Below are 14,392 nucleotides of genomic sequence, written 5' to 3' on the forward strand. Positions count from 1 at the left end.
CGGCGGACGTCCGCCGCGCGGGCGAGGGCCGCGGTCACGGTCGGCTGCCGACGGTAGTCAGGCGGCCGCGCCGCGGCAAGCGCTGCGATGCGCGGGGCGGCGACGGCGGCGGCGGCGAGAAACGCGGGCGCGAGTCAGGAATGGTAGTTTTTCCCTGCAAAAAGCCGCATTACGGCGTCCGCGGGCATTTGTTGGCGCAGCTCTTGCTGGCTAAACTCGCCAGGCCACAGGTCGTGGCCACAGGGGGAAATCGCAATGGCAAATCTCACGCCCACGCAGGTGGACGCGCTGCTCGACAAGCTCAGTTCCGACGACACGTTCCGCAACCTGCTGCTCAGCGATCCGGCATCGGCGCTCAAGCAGATCGGCGCGCCGGTGGAACTGGCCGACTGCTTCGGCCAGTGCAAGCAGCTGGCGGATCCGCAGACCCTGAAGGCGTCGCGCGCCGCATTCCAGCAGCAGCTCGGCAGCAAGCTGGATGCGCACATTCACGACTTGCGGGTCAGGTGAGCGCTGTCGTCCTTCAGTAGAGCTTCCACGCGCCGCTGCAGCGGCGCGGGAAGTTCGGCTTCCGGCCACAGGCGCAGGAAGGCCGTCAGCTTCAGCGCGACGACGTCGACCTTGCCCTGACGCTGGGCTATCTCCGCTTCGCTGAGCACGGCCAAGGTGGATTCGGCGACGTTGAGCGCCTTGGCGATCTGCTCGGCACTCTGTTCGGCATAAGCGCGGCCGCGATGCTGCGCGAGCCATTGCGCCTGCGCCGCGGCGGCGTCGAACGCGCCCGCGGCGATCTGCGCGTCGCGCAGGCCGACGTGGACCAGATACAGCTCCGATCCGTCGACGCGCGCGGTCAGCAGTTCCACGGCCTTCGCCGCGGCGTCGTCGCGCAGCGCGAGCTGGGCCTGCGCCAGTGCGGCCATGTCGGCCACGTAGCGGTAGTTCCTGACGTCCTCGTCGGCGGCGACGGGACTCAGCAGCGCGCGCGCCAGCGCCGCATCGCCGTTGCGCGCGGCGAGATAGGCGGCGAAGAACGCACCGAACAGCGCCTGTTCGCGATCGTCGCCGCCGGGATCGCGCAACGCCGCCAGTTCGCTGCGGCCGTAGGCGTCGAGCTGGCGCGAGAGCTCCTCGCCCGGCGTGGCGACGGCCTGCAGCGCGAGCTTGGCGCCGCGGTAGGTGCGCGCCGGCAGCGGCCCTATGGCCTTGGCCGCGGCTTCGGCTTCGTCGGCACGGCGCAGCGCGTCGCGCCAGCGGCCCTGGTCGACGGCCAGCGCGATGCGCACGCGATGCAGCAGCACGTCGTTGCTCGGAATGCCGCTCGGCCGCGCCTCGGATTCGGCCATTGCCGCGTCGGCGTCGCCGAAACGGCGCTGGCTCGCGGCCGCATCGACGAGATACCAGCCTATGCCCTGCCCGTTCATTTCCTTGGCACGCTGCAGATGCGTCAGCGCCTGTTGCGGCTTCTCGACGGCCAGGTACAGCGCGCCGAGCAGGTAGTGCGTGTTGCCGCTGCGCGGATAGTGCGGCGCGACGGCCTTCCCGGCGACGCGTATGGCCTCTTCCGCGCGGCCGTCGTAGACGTACATGAAGAACGCGAGATTGGCGAACGCGGCGTAGTGGTCCGGATACATCTCGCCGAGCAGCGCCCATTTCTTCTGCATCTCTGCCGGCTTGCCGAAGCTCGCCGCGAGCGCGTCCATGTACAGCTGCTCGCGCACCGGCAGGCGCTCGCGCAGCCGCTGCGCCTGCGCGATATCGGCACGGCCGGCGGCGCGGTCGTCGGAACCCAGGCGCAGCGCGGCGCGGCTCAGGTAGGCCAGCGCGAATTCCGGATCGAGGCTGATCGCCTGGCCATACAGGTCGAGCGCGGTGTCGCCCTTGTTCTCGGTCGCGGCCTTGCGCGCCAGGGAATAGGCGCGCAGCGCGTCGAGGTTGTCGGTCGTGACCTTGGCCAGAGGCGGCGTCGCCGAGCCGACCAGCGCGAGCGACTCGCCGAGGCGGCCGCGCAGCTGGCGGTTGATCTGGTCCACCGAGACCAGCAGCGAGTTCAGTCCCTGGCCTTCGGCCGAATCGGTATAGACCGTGGCCTGGCTGCGCGGGTCGATGATCTCGGCCGTCACGCGCAGTTTGCCGCCGATCTCCGCGACGCTCGGCAGCACGAACGCGCGCGCGCCTTCGCGCACGGCGATTTCCGCGCCGATCGCGCGGTCGATGCGGGTCTGCGCCGGATCGCGGCGCATGCGCCGCACGGTGTCGCGCACCTGCAGGTCGGGCACGATGTTGACGTAGCGCGACTGCTCCACGCTCAGGCGCAGCGCCGTACGCAAGGTGTCGTCGAGCGAGGCCTGGCCGGTCAGGTTCTGCAGGTCGCCGAGCACGATCCAGTCGCGTTCGGCGAACGCGATCGCCGCGGGCGGCCGCAGCAGCAGCCAGACGCCGAGCACGATGGCCGCCGCGGCGATGCCGGCTTCGATGAACATCGTGCCGGGGCGGCGCCACCAGGGCACTTCGCGCCAGGCCTTGCCCGAATACGGCGGCAGGCGCAGCGGCGCGATGCCGGCCTCGCCGACCTCGTAGACGACCAGCGGTTCGGGCACGCCCTTGAAGCGGTAGCGGCCGTGATTGATCCAGCGCGTGCGGTCGGCGTTCACGCCGAGCTCGCCGTGCGCGCGCTGGGCCAGGCTAGCAGCGACGCCGGAAACGAGGATCTGGCCCGGCAATGCCAGCGAGGCCAGGCGCGCGGTCACGGGCTTGACCAGGCCTTCGACCTCGAGCGGCTTCGCGCCGTGGACCACGTCGCCGGGATCGTTCTGCCAGACCAGCACGTCGCCGACGTGCACGCCGACGCGGGCGCGCAAGGTCTCCTTTTCCTCGCCGCTGAGGCGCACGAGCTCGCGCTGGTAGGCCAGCGCGAATGCGATCGCGTGGATGGGCCGTTCGAACAGGATCAGGAAGCCGTCGGTCTTGTCGATCTCCTGGCCCTGGTGACGCAGCATCAGGTCGCGCGCCATGCGGTCGTGCCGGCGCAGCAGCGCCGCGGCGCGCTGGTCGCCGAGACGCTCGACGAGGCTCGTGGAATCGACGAGGTCGCAGAGTGCGAGCGTGCGCAGCAGAGGAGCGCCCTGGCGCGTGGACGGTTGCGGTTCCGCGGACGATACCAAGGCATTCATGCCCGAGACTCCAGGACGGACGGCGACAGGCCTTCCCCTTCGTGTCGACCAGAACCCGCCGGGGCCGGCCGAGACGCCGATCACAATATCGAGGCCTAGCGCAAAAGTGTACGCTGCCAGCTCATCAATGCCCATGCGGACACGGGGCGCCGGCGGCGCATGCTGCGCCGCAGCAGAGAAGCCGGTCCGTGGGGAGTCCTGGCGACCTAGGCGATCACGCGGTAGTTGTCGCCGCCCTCGCCCTTGACGAGGTAGAGAGCGCAGTCGGAATCGCTGTACCAGGCCGACCAGTCGGCCGTCTCGTGGCAGAGGCTCGCGCCGATGCTGACGCTGACGAGCAGGTTCTCGGCCGGCGCGTGGAAACGCAGCGCGCGCACGCCGGCGGCGATCTGCGCGGCGCGGCCGCGCAGTTCCTCCGTGTCGTGCACCTGCACCAGCACGGCGAATTCGTCGCCGCCGAGGCGGCACGGCAGGTCGGAAGCCGCCGCGGCCAGCTGCACTTCGTGGGCGACGGCGCGCAGCGCGAGATCGCCGGTCAGGTGGCCGTAGTGATCGTTGATCTGCTTGAAATGGTCGATGTCGATCAGCAGCAGGCCGAGGCGCAGCTCCGGATCGCGCCGGCCGCGCAGTTCGTCGAGGTAGTGATAGAGGCCACGCCGGTTGCACAGGCCGGTCAGCTCGTCGGTGCGCACGAGGCGCTCGGCCGTGGACAGCTGGGTCTGCGTCTGGCGCAGCGAATCCAGGGTCACGAGCAGGTCTTCGTTGCGCCGCTTGAGGTTCTGGATCAGCTGCTGCTCGCTGGCCACGAGGTAGGAGAACGAGCGGCGCATGAACTGCGCGAGCAGCGGCGCCTGGGTCTGCAGCAGGGTTTCGAATTCCGCGTGCTCGATGACGCGCAGCACGCTGGCCTCGGCCGCGACCGCGTTCGCGACGCGGGCATGATTGCCGATGAACAGCGCGAGCTCGCCGAAGAATTCGCGCGGGCCGATCAGCTTGTCGGGCATGCCGTCGCCGAATTCGAGCTGGATGCTGCCGGACTCGATCACGAACATCGCGCGGCCGAGTTCGCCCTTGCGGAAGATCACCTCGCGCGGCACGAGCTCGCGGCGCTGGCCGGCGCCGACGAACAGCGCGAGTTCCTCGTCGGAAAGTTGACGCGGCAGGAACACCGGCCGCGCCCGCGCGAAGGCGCTGCCCGATGCGGCGGGCTGCGCCAGCGAGGCTCCAGGACTGACCTTGACCACGTGACCCCCCCGGGAACGCTTGCCTGTCGGTCCGGCATGTTACCGCAGGCGTGCGCCCGCGGCCGCAGGAAGTCCGCGGACGGCGCGGTTTTTTCCGGCACCCGTCGCCCTTGCGGGGCGAACGGGCGGCCGGACGCCAAGGCCGGCAGCATGGAGATAACGGCAGGGCATAAGCCGGCGCGGCAACGCCGCCCGTGCGGCCCGGTCAGGCGCGCAGACCGACCCCACGGCGCAGCAGATACAGGCCGAAACCCGCGAGTATCGCGGCCGTCGCCAGCATGACGGCATAGGCCGCATAGAGGTTCACGTCGCTGACGCCGAGCAGGCCGTAGCGGAACGCGTTGACCATATAGACGATCGGATTGGCCAGCGAGATCGTGTGCCAGGGCTCGGCGAGGCTGCTGACCGGATAGAACACGCCGCCGAGATAGGTCAGCGGCGTCAGGATGAAGGTCGGCACGATTGCGATGTCGTCGAACTTCTTCGCGTAGACCGCATTGACGAAACCGGCCAGCGCGAACACGACGGCGGTCAGCAGGAACGTCGTCAGGGTCACGGCGACGTGGTGCAGGCGGATCTGCGTGAAGAACATCGCCACGCCGAGCACGATCGCGCCGACCATCAGGCCGCGCACGACGGCGCCGGCCACGTAGCCGGTCAGGATCACCCAGCTCGGCATCGGCGAGACCAGCATTTCCTCGACGTAGCGGCCGAACTTGGAGCCGAAGAACGAACTGGAGATGTTGCCGTAGGCGTTCTGGATCACGGCCATCATGATCAGGCCCGGCACGATGAAGTCGATGTAGCTCACGCCCGGATGCATCTCGCCGATGCGGCTGCCGATCAGGTTGCCGAAGATGAAGAAATACAAGGTCATCGTGATCGCCGGCGGCAGCAGGGTCTGGCCCCAGATGCGCAGGATGCGCGCGATCTCGCGGCGGACGATGGTGCCGAGGGCGACGAGGTTGGCTTGGGTCTGCATGAGGAGTCGTCAGGATCGGAAGGGAGTGGCGCCGGACGCGCGGCGGATCGCGACGCGGGCCGCGCCGCCGCGCGCGCCTAGGCGGCCTTGCCGTGGTTGCCTTCGACGAGGCGCACGAACAGTTCTTCGAGGCGGTTGGCCTTGTTGCGCATCGAGGTCACCGTGACGCCGCGCGCGCTCAGCGCGGCGAACAGCGAATTGAGGTCGTGGGTGCGCGACATCTCGGCCTCCAGCGTGTGCGCGTCGACCGGGGTCAGGCGCACGCCGTCGACCTGCGGCAGTTCTGCCGGCATCGCGGCGACGTCGAGCACGAAGGTCTCGACGTCGAGCTTGGCCAGCAGGCGCTTCATCGAGGTGTTCTCGATGATGCTGCCCTTGTCGATGATCGCGATGTTGCGGCAGAGCTGCTCGGCTTCCTCGAGGTAGTGCGTGGTCAGGATCACCGTCGTGCCGGCGCGGTTGATCTCGCTGACGAACTTCCACATCGAGCGGCGGATCTCGATGTCCACGCCGGCCGTCGGCTCGTCGAGGATCAGCAGGCGCGGCTCGTTCATCATCGCGCGGGCGATCATCAGGCGCCGCTTCATGCCGCCGGACAGGGTGCGCGAGGCGACGTCCTTCTTTTCCCAGAGACTGAGCTGGCGCAGATAGGTCTCGGCGCGGCCGCAGGCGACCGCGCGCGGAATGCCGTAGAAGCCGGCCTGGTTCACGCAGATGTCGAACGGCGTCTCGAACTGGTTGAAGTTCAGTTCCTGCGGCACCAGGCCGATCAGCTGCATCGCGCCGCCGCGGTCGCGGTGGATCGAACGGCCGAACACTTCGGCCTCGCCGCCGCTGGCGTTGACCAGGGACGACAATATGCCGATCAGGGTGGATTTGCCGGCGCCGTTCGGGCCGAGCAGAGCGAAGAAGTCGCCGGGCTCCACGCGCAGCGAGACGCCTTTGAGCGCCTGGACGCCGTTCGCGTAAGTCTTGGTCAGGTTGCGGACGTCCAGGGCCGGAGGCGCGCTCATGGGCTGCAGGGTCGGGGAGGGGCGGGTAGTATACGGCCCCCTTTGCCGCCGATTGGTTCCGTCCCGTGGCCGAACAGTTTCCGTTGCGCCTGGTCTCCAGCTACATGCTCGCGCCGGCCGTGCGCCACCTCGTGTTCGAGCGTGCCGACGACCAGCCTTTCGTGTTCGCGCCGGGCCAGTTCATCCAGGTGCACTTCCACTACGCCGACGGCAAGCCGACCAAGCGCAGCTATTCCGTCGCGACGATCGGCGACGGCACGGCGGCGCCGGCCGAACGCATCGAGATCGCCGTGTCCTACGTCGAAGGCGGTGCGGCCACGGCGCTGCTGGCCAACCTGCAGCCCGGCGAGACCATCAGCGCGAGCGGTCCCTATGGCCGCTTCTGCCTGTTCGACACCGACACGAACCGCCGCTATCTGCTCGTCGGCACGGGCACCGGCATCACGCCGTACCGTGCGATGCTGCCGCAGCTGCGCCGCGTCATCGCCGAACGCGGCTGCGAGGTCGAGCTGATCTTCGGCGCGCGCAACGAAGGCGAGCTGCTCTACGACGCCGACTTCAGCGCGTTCGAGCGCGAGGTGCCGGGCTTCCGCTTTCACGCCTGTCTTTCGCGCGCGCCGCGCGCGCAGCCGCGCGCGCTCGACCGCAGCGGCCACGTCCAGCTCGCGCTCGAGGCGCTGCAGCCGGCGGCCGACGGCGACATCGCTTATCTCTGCGGCAATCCGAACATGGTCGACGAGGCGTTCGCCCTGCTCAAGAACGCCGGCCTGCCGGTGCCGCACATCCGGCGCGAGAAATACGTCTCGTCCAAGTGAGCGCACGACGCGCTCAGCCGAGCATGCGCCGCAAGGTGTTGTCGCGGAAATACAGGTGGTGGGCCAGCGCAGCGACCGCGTGCAGGCCGATCACGACGTAGAACGCCTTGCCCAGCGCCACGTGCAGGTCTTCGGTCCATTCGTGCAGACCGCTGTCCAGGCCGACGACGTTCGGCAGGGTAAAGCCGAGCAGCGGGATCGTCACGGCGCGGTCGCCGGCCTGCGCGGTCAGCAGACCGAGCAGCGGCTGCACGATCAGGAACAGATAGAGCAGCAGATGCGCCGCGCGCGCGGCAAGGTGCACGAAACGGCCCGGCGCCGGGACGATCGCGGGCACCGGCTGTACGAGGCGCGCGCCGATGCGCGGCAGCACCAGCAGCCAGATCAGCAGGCCCAGCGCCATGTGCCACTGCATGACCGCGATGCGCGCGGACCGGTCCGGCGCGAGGCCGCGCAGCTCGGCCGTCGCATAGGCCGCGATCATCAGCAGCAAGGTGCCCCAGTGCAGCAGGCGCGCGAGGCGGGAATAGTGCGTGGACGGCGACGCGGAGGCGTTCATATCGTGGATTTGTCGCGGCAGAAACAGTCGATCAGGTGGTCGTTGACCATGCCGGTGGCCTGCAGGAACGCATAGCAGATCGTCGTGCCGACGAAGGTGAAGCCTTGCTTGCGCAGCGCCTTGCTCAGCCGGTCCGACAGCGGCGTGCTGGCCGGAACGTCGCCGCGGCCGCGCGGCCGGTTGTCGACCGGCCTGCCGTCGACGAAGGACCACAGGTAGGCGTCGAGGCTGCCGTGCAGCTTCTGCACGGCCTGCGCGGCGAGCGCGTTGCGCCGCACCGCATGGACCTTGAGGCGGTTGCGCACGATGCCGGGATCGGTCAGCGCGCGTTCGAGCTCGGCGTCGCTGAGCGCCGCGCAGCGCGCGACGTCGAAACCATGGAACACGCGGCGGTAGTTCTCGCGCTTCTCGAGCACCGTGCGCCAGGACAGGCCGGCCTGGGCGCCTTCGAGGCAGAGGAATTCGAACAGCGCCTGGTCGCCGTGCAGCGGACGGCCCCACTCGGCGTCGTGGTAGGCGCGCTCGCTGTCGCTGGACTCGGCCCAGAAGCAGCGCTTGAGCGCCTCGCTCATGCGCGCACCTGCGCGAGCCAGTTCTCGAGGTTGTAGTAGTTCGTCACGCGCGCGATCTGGCCGTCGACGATCTCGAAGAACGCGCCGCCCGGCAGCACGTAGCGCTGGCCGTGCGCCGGCGGCAGGCCTTCGTCGCTGGCGAGGTATTCGCCGTGGACGACGTATTCGGCGGCCGCGCGCGAACCGTCGGCGTTGGCCATGACGACGATCTCGCGCAGCTGTTCGCGGTAACTGCGGTTCATGCGCGCGAGGAATTCGCGGAACGCGTCGCGGCCGTTCTCGCGGCCGCCCTGGTTGATGTCGTGCCGCACGTCGTCGGCGAGGCAGGCCAGCATGCCTTCCCAGTCGGCGCGATTGAACGCCGTGTAATAGCGCAGCAGCAGCTCGGTCGCGCGATCCATGGCGCGCACGCCGTCGATGATCATGAGTACTCCGTCGGCATGGTCGCCGGAACGATACGCGGAGCACCAAGCATAGCCGCCGAGCGCAGGTAGCGCAGCAGTGCGAAGGCGATGCGCGCGGATGCGGCACGCCGCGGTCCGGGCCGTTCGACGACGCGGAGCTGCGCGCCGCGTGCCCGCGTCGCGGTTCCTGCCGCATTCACGACACATCGGCTGCAGCGGCTTACGACGAAAGTCGCAACCGGCCCGCGGCGGAGACGATGGCCGCGCGGCCGTCGGCGTTTGCCGGCTCCCGTATGATCCGGGCTTTCCGCCGCGCGTCCGCTGCATGTCCGATTCCGCTTCCCGCCGCGGCGCGCTGCTCGCGCTGATCGTGCTGACCCTGGTCTGGAGCTACAACTGGGTCGTCATGAAGCAGGTGCTGCAGTATTCCGGGCCGTTCGCGTTCTCGGCGATACGCGCGTTGCTCGCCACCCTGGTGCTGTTCGGCGTGCTGCTCGCCCGCGGCAAGTCGCTGCGGCCGCCGCCGCTGCGGCCGGTCGTGCTGCTCGGCCTCGCGCAGACCACCGCGTTCCAGGCGCTCGTACAGTGGGCACTCGTCGACGGCGGCGCCGGCAAGACCGCGCTGCTGGCCTACACCATGCCGTTCTGGCTGTTGCTGCTGACCTGGCCGCTGCTGCGCGAGCGGCCCGATGCGCGCCGCCTCGGCTTCGCCGCGCTGGCCGGCCTCGGCCTGCTCGGCGTGCTGCAGCCGTGGAACGGGCTCGGCGCGCAGCTGAGCACCGGCCTCGCACTGGCCGGCGGCCTGGCCTGGGCGCTGGCCGTCGTCATCGCGAAGAAGGCGTTCGCCGACGGCACGGTCACGGCGCTGCGCCTGACCGCCTGGCAGATGGCGTTCGGCGCGGCGGGGCTGTGCCTCGTCGCCGCGCTGGTACCGGAACGCGGCATCGACTGGAATCTGCCGTTCGCCGCGGGACTGGCCTACAACGCCGTGCTGGCCTCGGGCCTGGCCTGGGTGCTCTGGGCGCTGATCGTGCAGCGGCTGCCGGCGACCACGGCCGGCCTCGTCAGCCTGGCCGTGCCGCTGTGCGGACTGCTGCTGGCCTGGCTGCTGCTCGGCGAGCGGCCCGACGCCTGGGAAACCGCCGGCATCGCGCTGATCGCGACCGCGCTGGTCGGCATCAGCCGCGCGCCGGCGCCGCGCCGCTAGGCGTTCGTCCAGGGCAGCGCGTCGAGATCGACGTTGCCGCCCGACAGCACGACGCCGACACGCTTGCCGGCGAAATGCTGCGGATGGCGCAGTATCGCCGCGAGCACGGTCGCGCTCGACGGCTCCACGACCTGCTTGAGCCGCTCCCAGATCAGGCGCATCGCCGCGACGATCTGCGCCTCGCTGACCGGCAGCACCGCATCGACGTGCTCGCGCATCAGCGCGAAGTTGATCGCGCCGATCGTGCCGCGCAGGCCGTCGGCGATCGTCTGAGGCACGATGTCGGTGAAGCGCTCGCCGCGGAGGAAGGATTCGTAGGCGTCCGGCGCGCCCTCGGGCTCGGCCGCGTAGACGGCGATGCCGGGCTGCAGGCCGCGCGCGGCGACCGCGCAGCCGCTGCTCAAGCCGCCGCCGCCGACCGGCGTGATCAGCACGTCGACGCCGCCGCTCTGCTGCAGCAGCTCGAGCGCTGCGGTGCCCTGCCCGGCGATCACGGCCGGATCGGTATACGGATGCACGAGCGTCGCGCCGGTGCGCTGCTGCACGGTCGCCGCGGTCTGCTCGCGCGCGGCGATCGTCGCGGCGCAGGGATGCAGCTGCGCACCGTAGCGCTCGATCGCGGCGAGCTTGGCCTTGACCGCACCTTCCGGCACGACGACGTGGCAGGCGATGCCGCGCGTGGACGCGGCCAGCGCGAGCGCGGCGCCGTGGTTGCCCGAGGAATGCGTGACGACGCCGCGGCGCGCGACATCGTCGGGCAGCGACCAGACTGCGTTGCAGGCGCCGCGGAACTTGAACGCGCCCATGCGCTGCAGCTGCTCGCATTTGAAATGCAGTTCGGCGCCGGCGAGCCGGTCGAGGCTGCGCGAGCGCAGCACCGGCGTGACTTGGGCATGCGGCGCGATGCGCGCGGCGGCGTCGCGGACGTCGGCGAGGGTGAGGCGATCGAGAGTTTCCATGGCGCGGCGACGATACAGGCCGCCGCGCACGCGTGCTAGCCTGCACGCCCCGCATCGCCGCCAGCCCGTCCATGTCCGTACCCGAACACGGCCCAGTCCGTCTCGCCGACTATCGCGCGCCCGCCTGGCGCGTCGTCGCGGCGACGCTGGAATTCGATCTCGACATCCAGGCGACGCAGGTGCGCGCGCGGCTGGAGCTGCGCCGCACGACGGCCGACGCCGTGCCACTGCGGCTCGACGGCATCGGCCTGCAGTTGCGCGCGATCCGGCTCGACGGGCGCGCGCTCGCGCCGCACGAATATGCCCTCGACGAGGAAGCCCTGCAGATCGTCGACGTGCCTGCGACGGCCGTGCTCGAGACCGACGTCACGCTCGATCCGAGCGCGAACAGCGCGCTGTCGGGCCTGTACCTGTCCGGCAGCGCGGAACACGGCTTCCTGCTGACCCAGTGCGAAGCCGAAGGCTTCCGCCGCATCACCTATTACCCGGACCGGCCCGACGTGCTCGCGCCGTTCCACGTGACCCTGCGCGCCGACCGCGCGCGCTTTCCGGTGCTGCTGGCCAACGGCAATCCGGCCGGCGCCGGCGAGCTCGCCGACGGCCGCCACTGGGCGGCCTGGGACGATCCGCATCCGAAGCCTAGCTACCTGTTCGCGCTCGTCGCCGGCCGCCTCGAACACATCGAGCAGCCCTACGAGACGGCCGACGGCCGCGCGGTGACGTTGCGCATCTTCGCCGAGGCCGACGCGATCGACCGCTGCGGCTATGCGATGGATTCGCTCGTGCGCGCCATGCGCTGGGACGAACGCGAGTACGGCCGCAACTACGACCTCGACGTGTTCCACATCGTCGCGACCCACGACTTCAACATGGGCGCGATGGAGAACAAGGGCCTCAACATCTTCAACGCGAAGTACCTGCTGGCCGACCCGCAGCGCTCCAGCGACGAGGACTACGCCCACGTCGAGGCCATCGTCGCGCACGAATATTTCCACAACTGGACCGGCAACCGCGTGACCTGCCGCGACTGGTTCCAGCTGTCGCTGAAGGAAGGCCTGACGGTCTATCGGGAACAACAGTTCAGCGCCGACATGAACTCGGCCACGCTCAAGCGCATCGAGGACGTGCAGCTGCTGCGCCGCGCCCAGTTCGCCGAGGACGCCGGTCCGCTCGCACATCCGGTGCGGCCCGCGGAATACAGCGCGATCGACAACTTCTACACCGCGACGGTCTACGACAAGGGCGCCGAGCTCGTGCGCCTCGTCGCCGGCCGGCTCGGCGTCGCGGCCTGGCGCCGCGGCATGGACGAATACTTCCGCCGCCACGACGGCCAGGCCGCGACCGTCGAGCAGTTCCTCGCCGCGCTCGGCGAATCCAACGGCATCGATCTGTCGCCGTACCTGGCCTGGTACGCCCAGGCCGGCACGCCCGAGCTCGAAGCCCGCGGCGACTACGACGCGGCGCAGCGGCGCTATCGCCTGACCCTGCGCCAGCACACGCCGCCGACGCCGGGCCAGGCGCACAAGCAGCCGCTGCCGATTCCGGTGCGTCTCGCACTGCTCGGCGCCGACGGCGGCAACCTGCCGCTGCGCCTGAGCGCCGATGCCGCGCCCGCGAGCGAATGCGTGATCGAACTCAGCGGCGCCGAGCAGCAGTTCGATTTCGTCGACGTCGCCGCGCCGCGCGCGGCTTCGCTGCTGCGCGGTTTTTCCGCGCCGGTGCGCCTGCAGACCGATCTCGACGCGGCCGACCTCGCCTTCCTGCTGCGCCACGAAAGCGACGGCTTCAATCGCTGGGAAGCGGCCCAGCAGCTCGCACGGCGCGCGATACGCGGCCTGCTCGCCGGCGCCGACGCGGTGCCGGAGCTCGCGATCTGGTGCGATACCCTGACCTGGCTGTTCGGCGCCGACATCGATCCGGCGCTGCTCGCCGAGCTGCTGACGCCGCCGGACTACAACGAGCTCGCCGCACAGTGCGAACCGCTGGACCCGGCCGCGCTGCACGCCGCGCGCGAAACTCTGGAGCAGACGCTCGCGCAGCGGCTCGGCGAGGCGCTCGCCGCGCGGCACACCTTGCTGCTGCGCAGCGAGTCCGGCGGTCTCGACGGCGCTGCGCGCGGCCGCCGGCGCCTGCTCAACCGCTGCCTGCGGCTGTGGCTGCGCATCGACGCGGAGCTCGCGCCCGAGGTCGCCGCGACGCGCTATGTGCTCGCGCCGAGCATGACCGAGCGACTGGCCGCGCTGGCCGGCCTGCTCGCCCAGGACGCGCCGCAGGCGCAGAAGGCGCTGCAGGATTTCGCACGCCGCTACGACGCGGACGCGGTGACCCTGGACAAGTGGTTCGCGCTGCAGGCCGCCGTCCCGCGCGCGGACACCGTCGAGCGCGTCGCCGCGCTGCTGCGCCATCCGCGCTTCAGCCTGCGCAATCCGAACCGCGTGTCGGCGCTGCTGCAGGGCTTCGCCGCGCGCAATCCGATCGCGTTCCACCGCAGCGACGGCGCCGGCTACCGGCTGATCGAGCAGGCGCTGCGCGAGATCGACGCGCTGAATCCGACCACGGCCGCGCGCCTGGCCACGACGCTGAAAGACTGGCGCCGCCTGGAGCCGCAGCGGCGCGCGCTGCTGCAGGCCAGCCTGCGGCGGCTCGCGGCGGCGGACAGCTCGCACGACCTCGGCGACATCCTGCGCCGCAGCCTGGCTGACTGACGTCAGATGCGGTTAACGGCGGGGCGGCTACACTGCGGGCGTCGTCCGGCCCGAAGGTGACCGCCATGCGTCGAGTTCTCTGTTCCCTGTTTGCCGCCCTCGCCCTGGCCGGCTGCGCGAGCACCGGTTATTACCGGGAGGACGGCGCCGCCGATTACTACTACGAGCGCGACGCCTATTACGGCGGTGGCTATTACGCCGGCTACGGCGTCGGTCCGGGGTATGTCGGTTTCTACGATCCGTTCTGGGCTCCGGGCTTCTATCTCGGCGTCAGCAGCTGGCCGTACTACGGCTACGGCTCCTACTACGCCGGCTGGCCGTATTTCGGCTACGCGCCCTGGTATGACAGCTGGTGGGGCGTCGGCTACAACGACTGGTCCTGGCACCGCCATCAGCAGGCGCTGGCTCGCGACCGCAACGCCGGCAGCGAGGCCGCCGCGATCGCCGGCCTGCGCGGTCGCGGCGCCCCGGACCGCGACGGCACGGCCGGCCTGAATCCCGGCGCCGCGCGGCTCGCGCCGGACGGAGCCGCCAACCGCCGCGGCCTGCCCGACACATCGCGTCAGTTCGGGACCGAACGCGTCGATCCCTACTACGGCACGCCGCGCATCCGCCGCGGCGAAGGCCTGCCGCAGCGAGAAGCGCCGCAGCTCGGCACCCGCGGAGCGCCGCAGCGCAGCTTGCCGGCGCGCGAGGCACCCGGCCTGCCGGCCCGCGGCGACCGGCCGTTCCGCAGCGGACCGGCCGTGAACGAAAGCCGTG

The 14,392-nt window shown here is 70.5% G+C and carries 13 protein-coding genes; 5 read left to right on the forward strand and 8 right to left on the reverse strand.

The window, feature by feature from the left end; translation table 11 throughout:
* Positions 1 to 255: 255 nt before the first annotated feature.
* Positions 256 to 510 carry an NHLP-related RiPP peptide gene (locus NON22_RS11475; RefSeq protein WP_257387070.1) on the forward strand — a complete coding sequence of 85 codons (255 nt, stop codon included), beginning with the start codon at positions 256 to 258 and terminating at the stop codon, positions 508 to 510.
* On the opposite strand, the gene NON22_RS11480 is transcribed toward NON22_RS11475, so the two are convergent.
* The 4 genes from NON22_RS11480 to NON22_RS11495 all read right to left on the reverse strand — a co-directional run bounded on the left by NON22_RS11480 (position 489) and on the right by NON22_RS11495 (position 6,409).
* Positions 489 to 3,170: a putative peptide modification system cyclase gene (locus tag NON22_RS11480; RefSeq protein ID WP_257387071.1), complete on the reverse strand. Its 2,682-nt coding sequence runs from the start codon at positions 3,168 to 3,170 to the stop codon at positions 489 to 491. The genes NON22_RS11475 and NON22_RS11480 overlap by 22 nt on opposite strands.
* Positions 3,171 to 3,376: 206 nt before the next feature.
* Complete coding sequence (locus tag NON22_RS11485) at positions 3,377 to 4,414, reverse strand: diguanylate cyclase (protein WP_257387072.1); 1,038 nt, start codon at positions 4,412 to 4,414, stop codon at positions 3,377 to 3,379.
* 205 nt (positions 4,415 to 4,619) lie between these two features.
* Entirely contained in the window at positions 4,620 to 5,396 is a 777-nt protein-coding gene (locus NON22_RS11490; RefSeq protein ID WP_257387073.1) for an ABC transporter permease, read from the reverse strand.
* A gap of 77 nt (positions 5,397 to 5,473) precedes the next feature.
* A complete protein-coding gene (locus tag NON22_RS11495; protein ID WP_257387074.1) occupies positions 5,474 to 6,409 on the reverse strand; it encodes an ABC transporter ATP-binding protein in 936 nt (311 codons plus the stop codon).
* A gap of 65 nt (positions 6,410 to 6,474) precedes the next feature.
* Between NON22_RS11495 and NON22_RS11500 the strand changes: the two genes are divergently transcribed.
* Entirely contained in the window at positions 6,475 to 7,224 is a 750-nt protein-coding gene (locus NON22_RS11500) for an FAD-binding oxidoreductase (protein WP_257387075.1), read from the forward strand.
* A 13-nt stretch (positions 7,225 to 7,237) separates the two neighbouring features.
* On the opposite strand, the gene NON22_RS11505 is transcribed toward NON22_RS11500, so the two are convergent.
* Genes NON22_RS11505 through NON22_RS11515 form a run of 3 tightly spaced genes read right to left on the reverse strand, consistent with a single transcriptional unit; the run spans position 7,238 to position 8,780 of the window.
* Positions 7,238 to 7,783, reverse strand: coding sequence for a cytochrome b (locus NON22_RS11505; RefSeq protein WP_257387076.1), 546 nt, complete (start codon positions 7,781 to 7,783; stop codon positions 7,238 to 7,240).
* Entirely contained in the window at positions 7,780 to 8,355 is a 576-nt protein-coding gene (locus tag NON22_RS11510) for a DNA-3-methyladenine glycosylase I (protein WP_257387077.1), read from the reverse strand. The genes NON22_RS11505 and NON22_RS11510 overlap by 4 nt, the downstream gene beginning before the upstream one ends.
* Positions 8,352 to 8,780, reverse strand: coding sequence for a ketosteroid isomerase-related protein (locus tag NON22_RS11515; RefSeq protein WP_257387078.1), 429 nt, complete (start codon positions 8,778 to 8,780; stop codon positions 8,352 to 8,354). Before NON22_RS11515 ends, NON22_RS11510 begins: the two co-directional genes overlap by 4 nt.
* Before the next feature lie 304 nt (positions 8,781 to 9,084).
* On the opposite strand from NON22_RS11515, the gene NON22_RS11520 reads away from it, so the two are divergent.
* Positions 9,085 to 9,966 carry a DMT family transporter gene (locus NON22_RS11520; protein WP_257387079.1) on the forward strand — a complete coding sequence of 294 codons (882 nt, stop codon included), beginning with the start codon at positions 9,085 to 9,087 and terminating at the stop codon, positions 9,964 to 9,966.
* On the opposite strand, the gene NON22_RS11525 is transcribed toward NON22_RS11520, so the two are convergent.
* A complete protein-coding gene (locus tag NON22_RS11525; RefSeq protein ID WP_257387080.1) occupies positions 9,963 to 10,925 on the reverse strand; it encodes a pyridoxal-phosphate dependent enzyme in 963 nt (320 codons plus the stop codon). The two genes, NON22_RS11520 and NON22_RS11525, sit on opposite strands and share 4 nt — an antisense overlap.
* Positions 10,926 to 10,996: 71 nt before the next feature.
* Between NON22_RS11525 and pepN the strand changes: the two genes are divergently transcribed.
* Both pepN and NON22_RS11535 read left to right on the forward strand, forming a co-directional pair.
* Positions 10,997 to 13,630: an aminopeptidase N gene (gene pepN / locus NON22_RS11530; protein WP_257387081.1), complete on the forward strand. Its 2,634-nt coding sequence runs from the start codon at positions 10,997 to 10,999 to the stop codon at positions 13,628 to 13,630.
* 65 nt (positions 13,631 to 13,695) lie between these two features.
* Positions 13,696 to 14,392 (forward strand): hypothetical protein (locus tag NON22_RS11535; protein WP_425507970.1); only part of this gene is annotated, 697 nt, incomplete at its 3' end.

Source organism: Tahibacter caeni (assembly GCF_024609805.1).
Classification (GTDB): domain Bacteria; phylum Pseudomonadota; class Gammaproteobacteria; order Xanthomonadales; family Rhodanobacteraceae; genus Tahibacter; species Tahibacter caeni.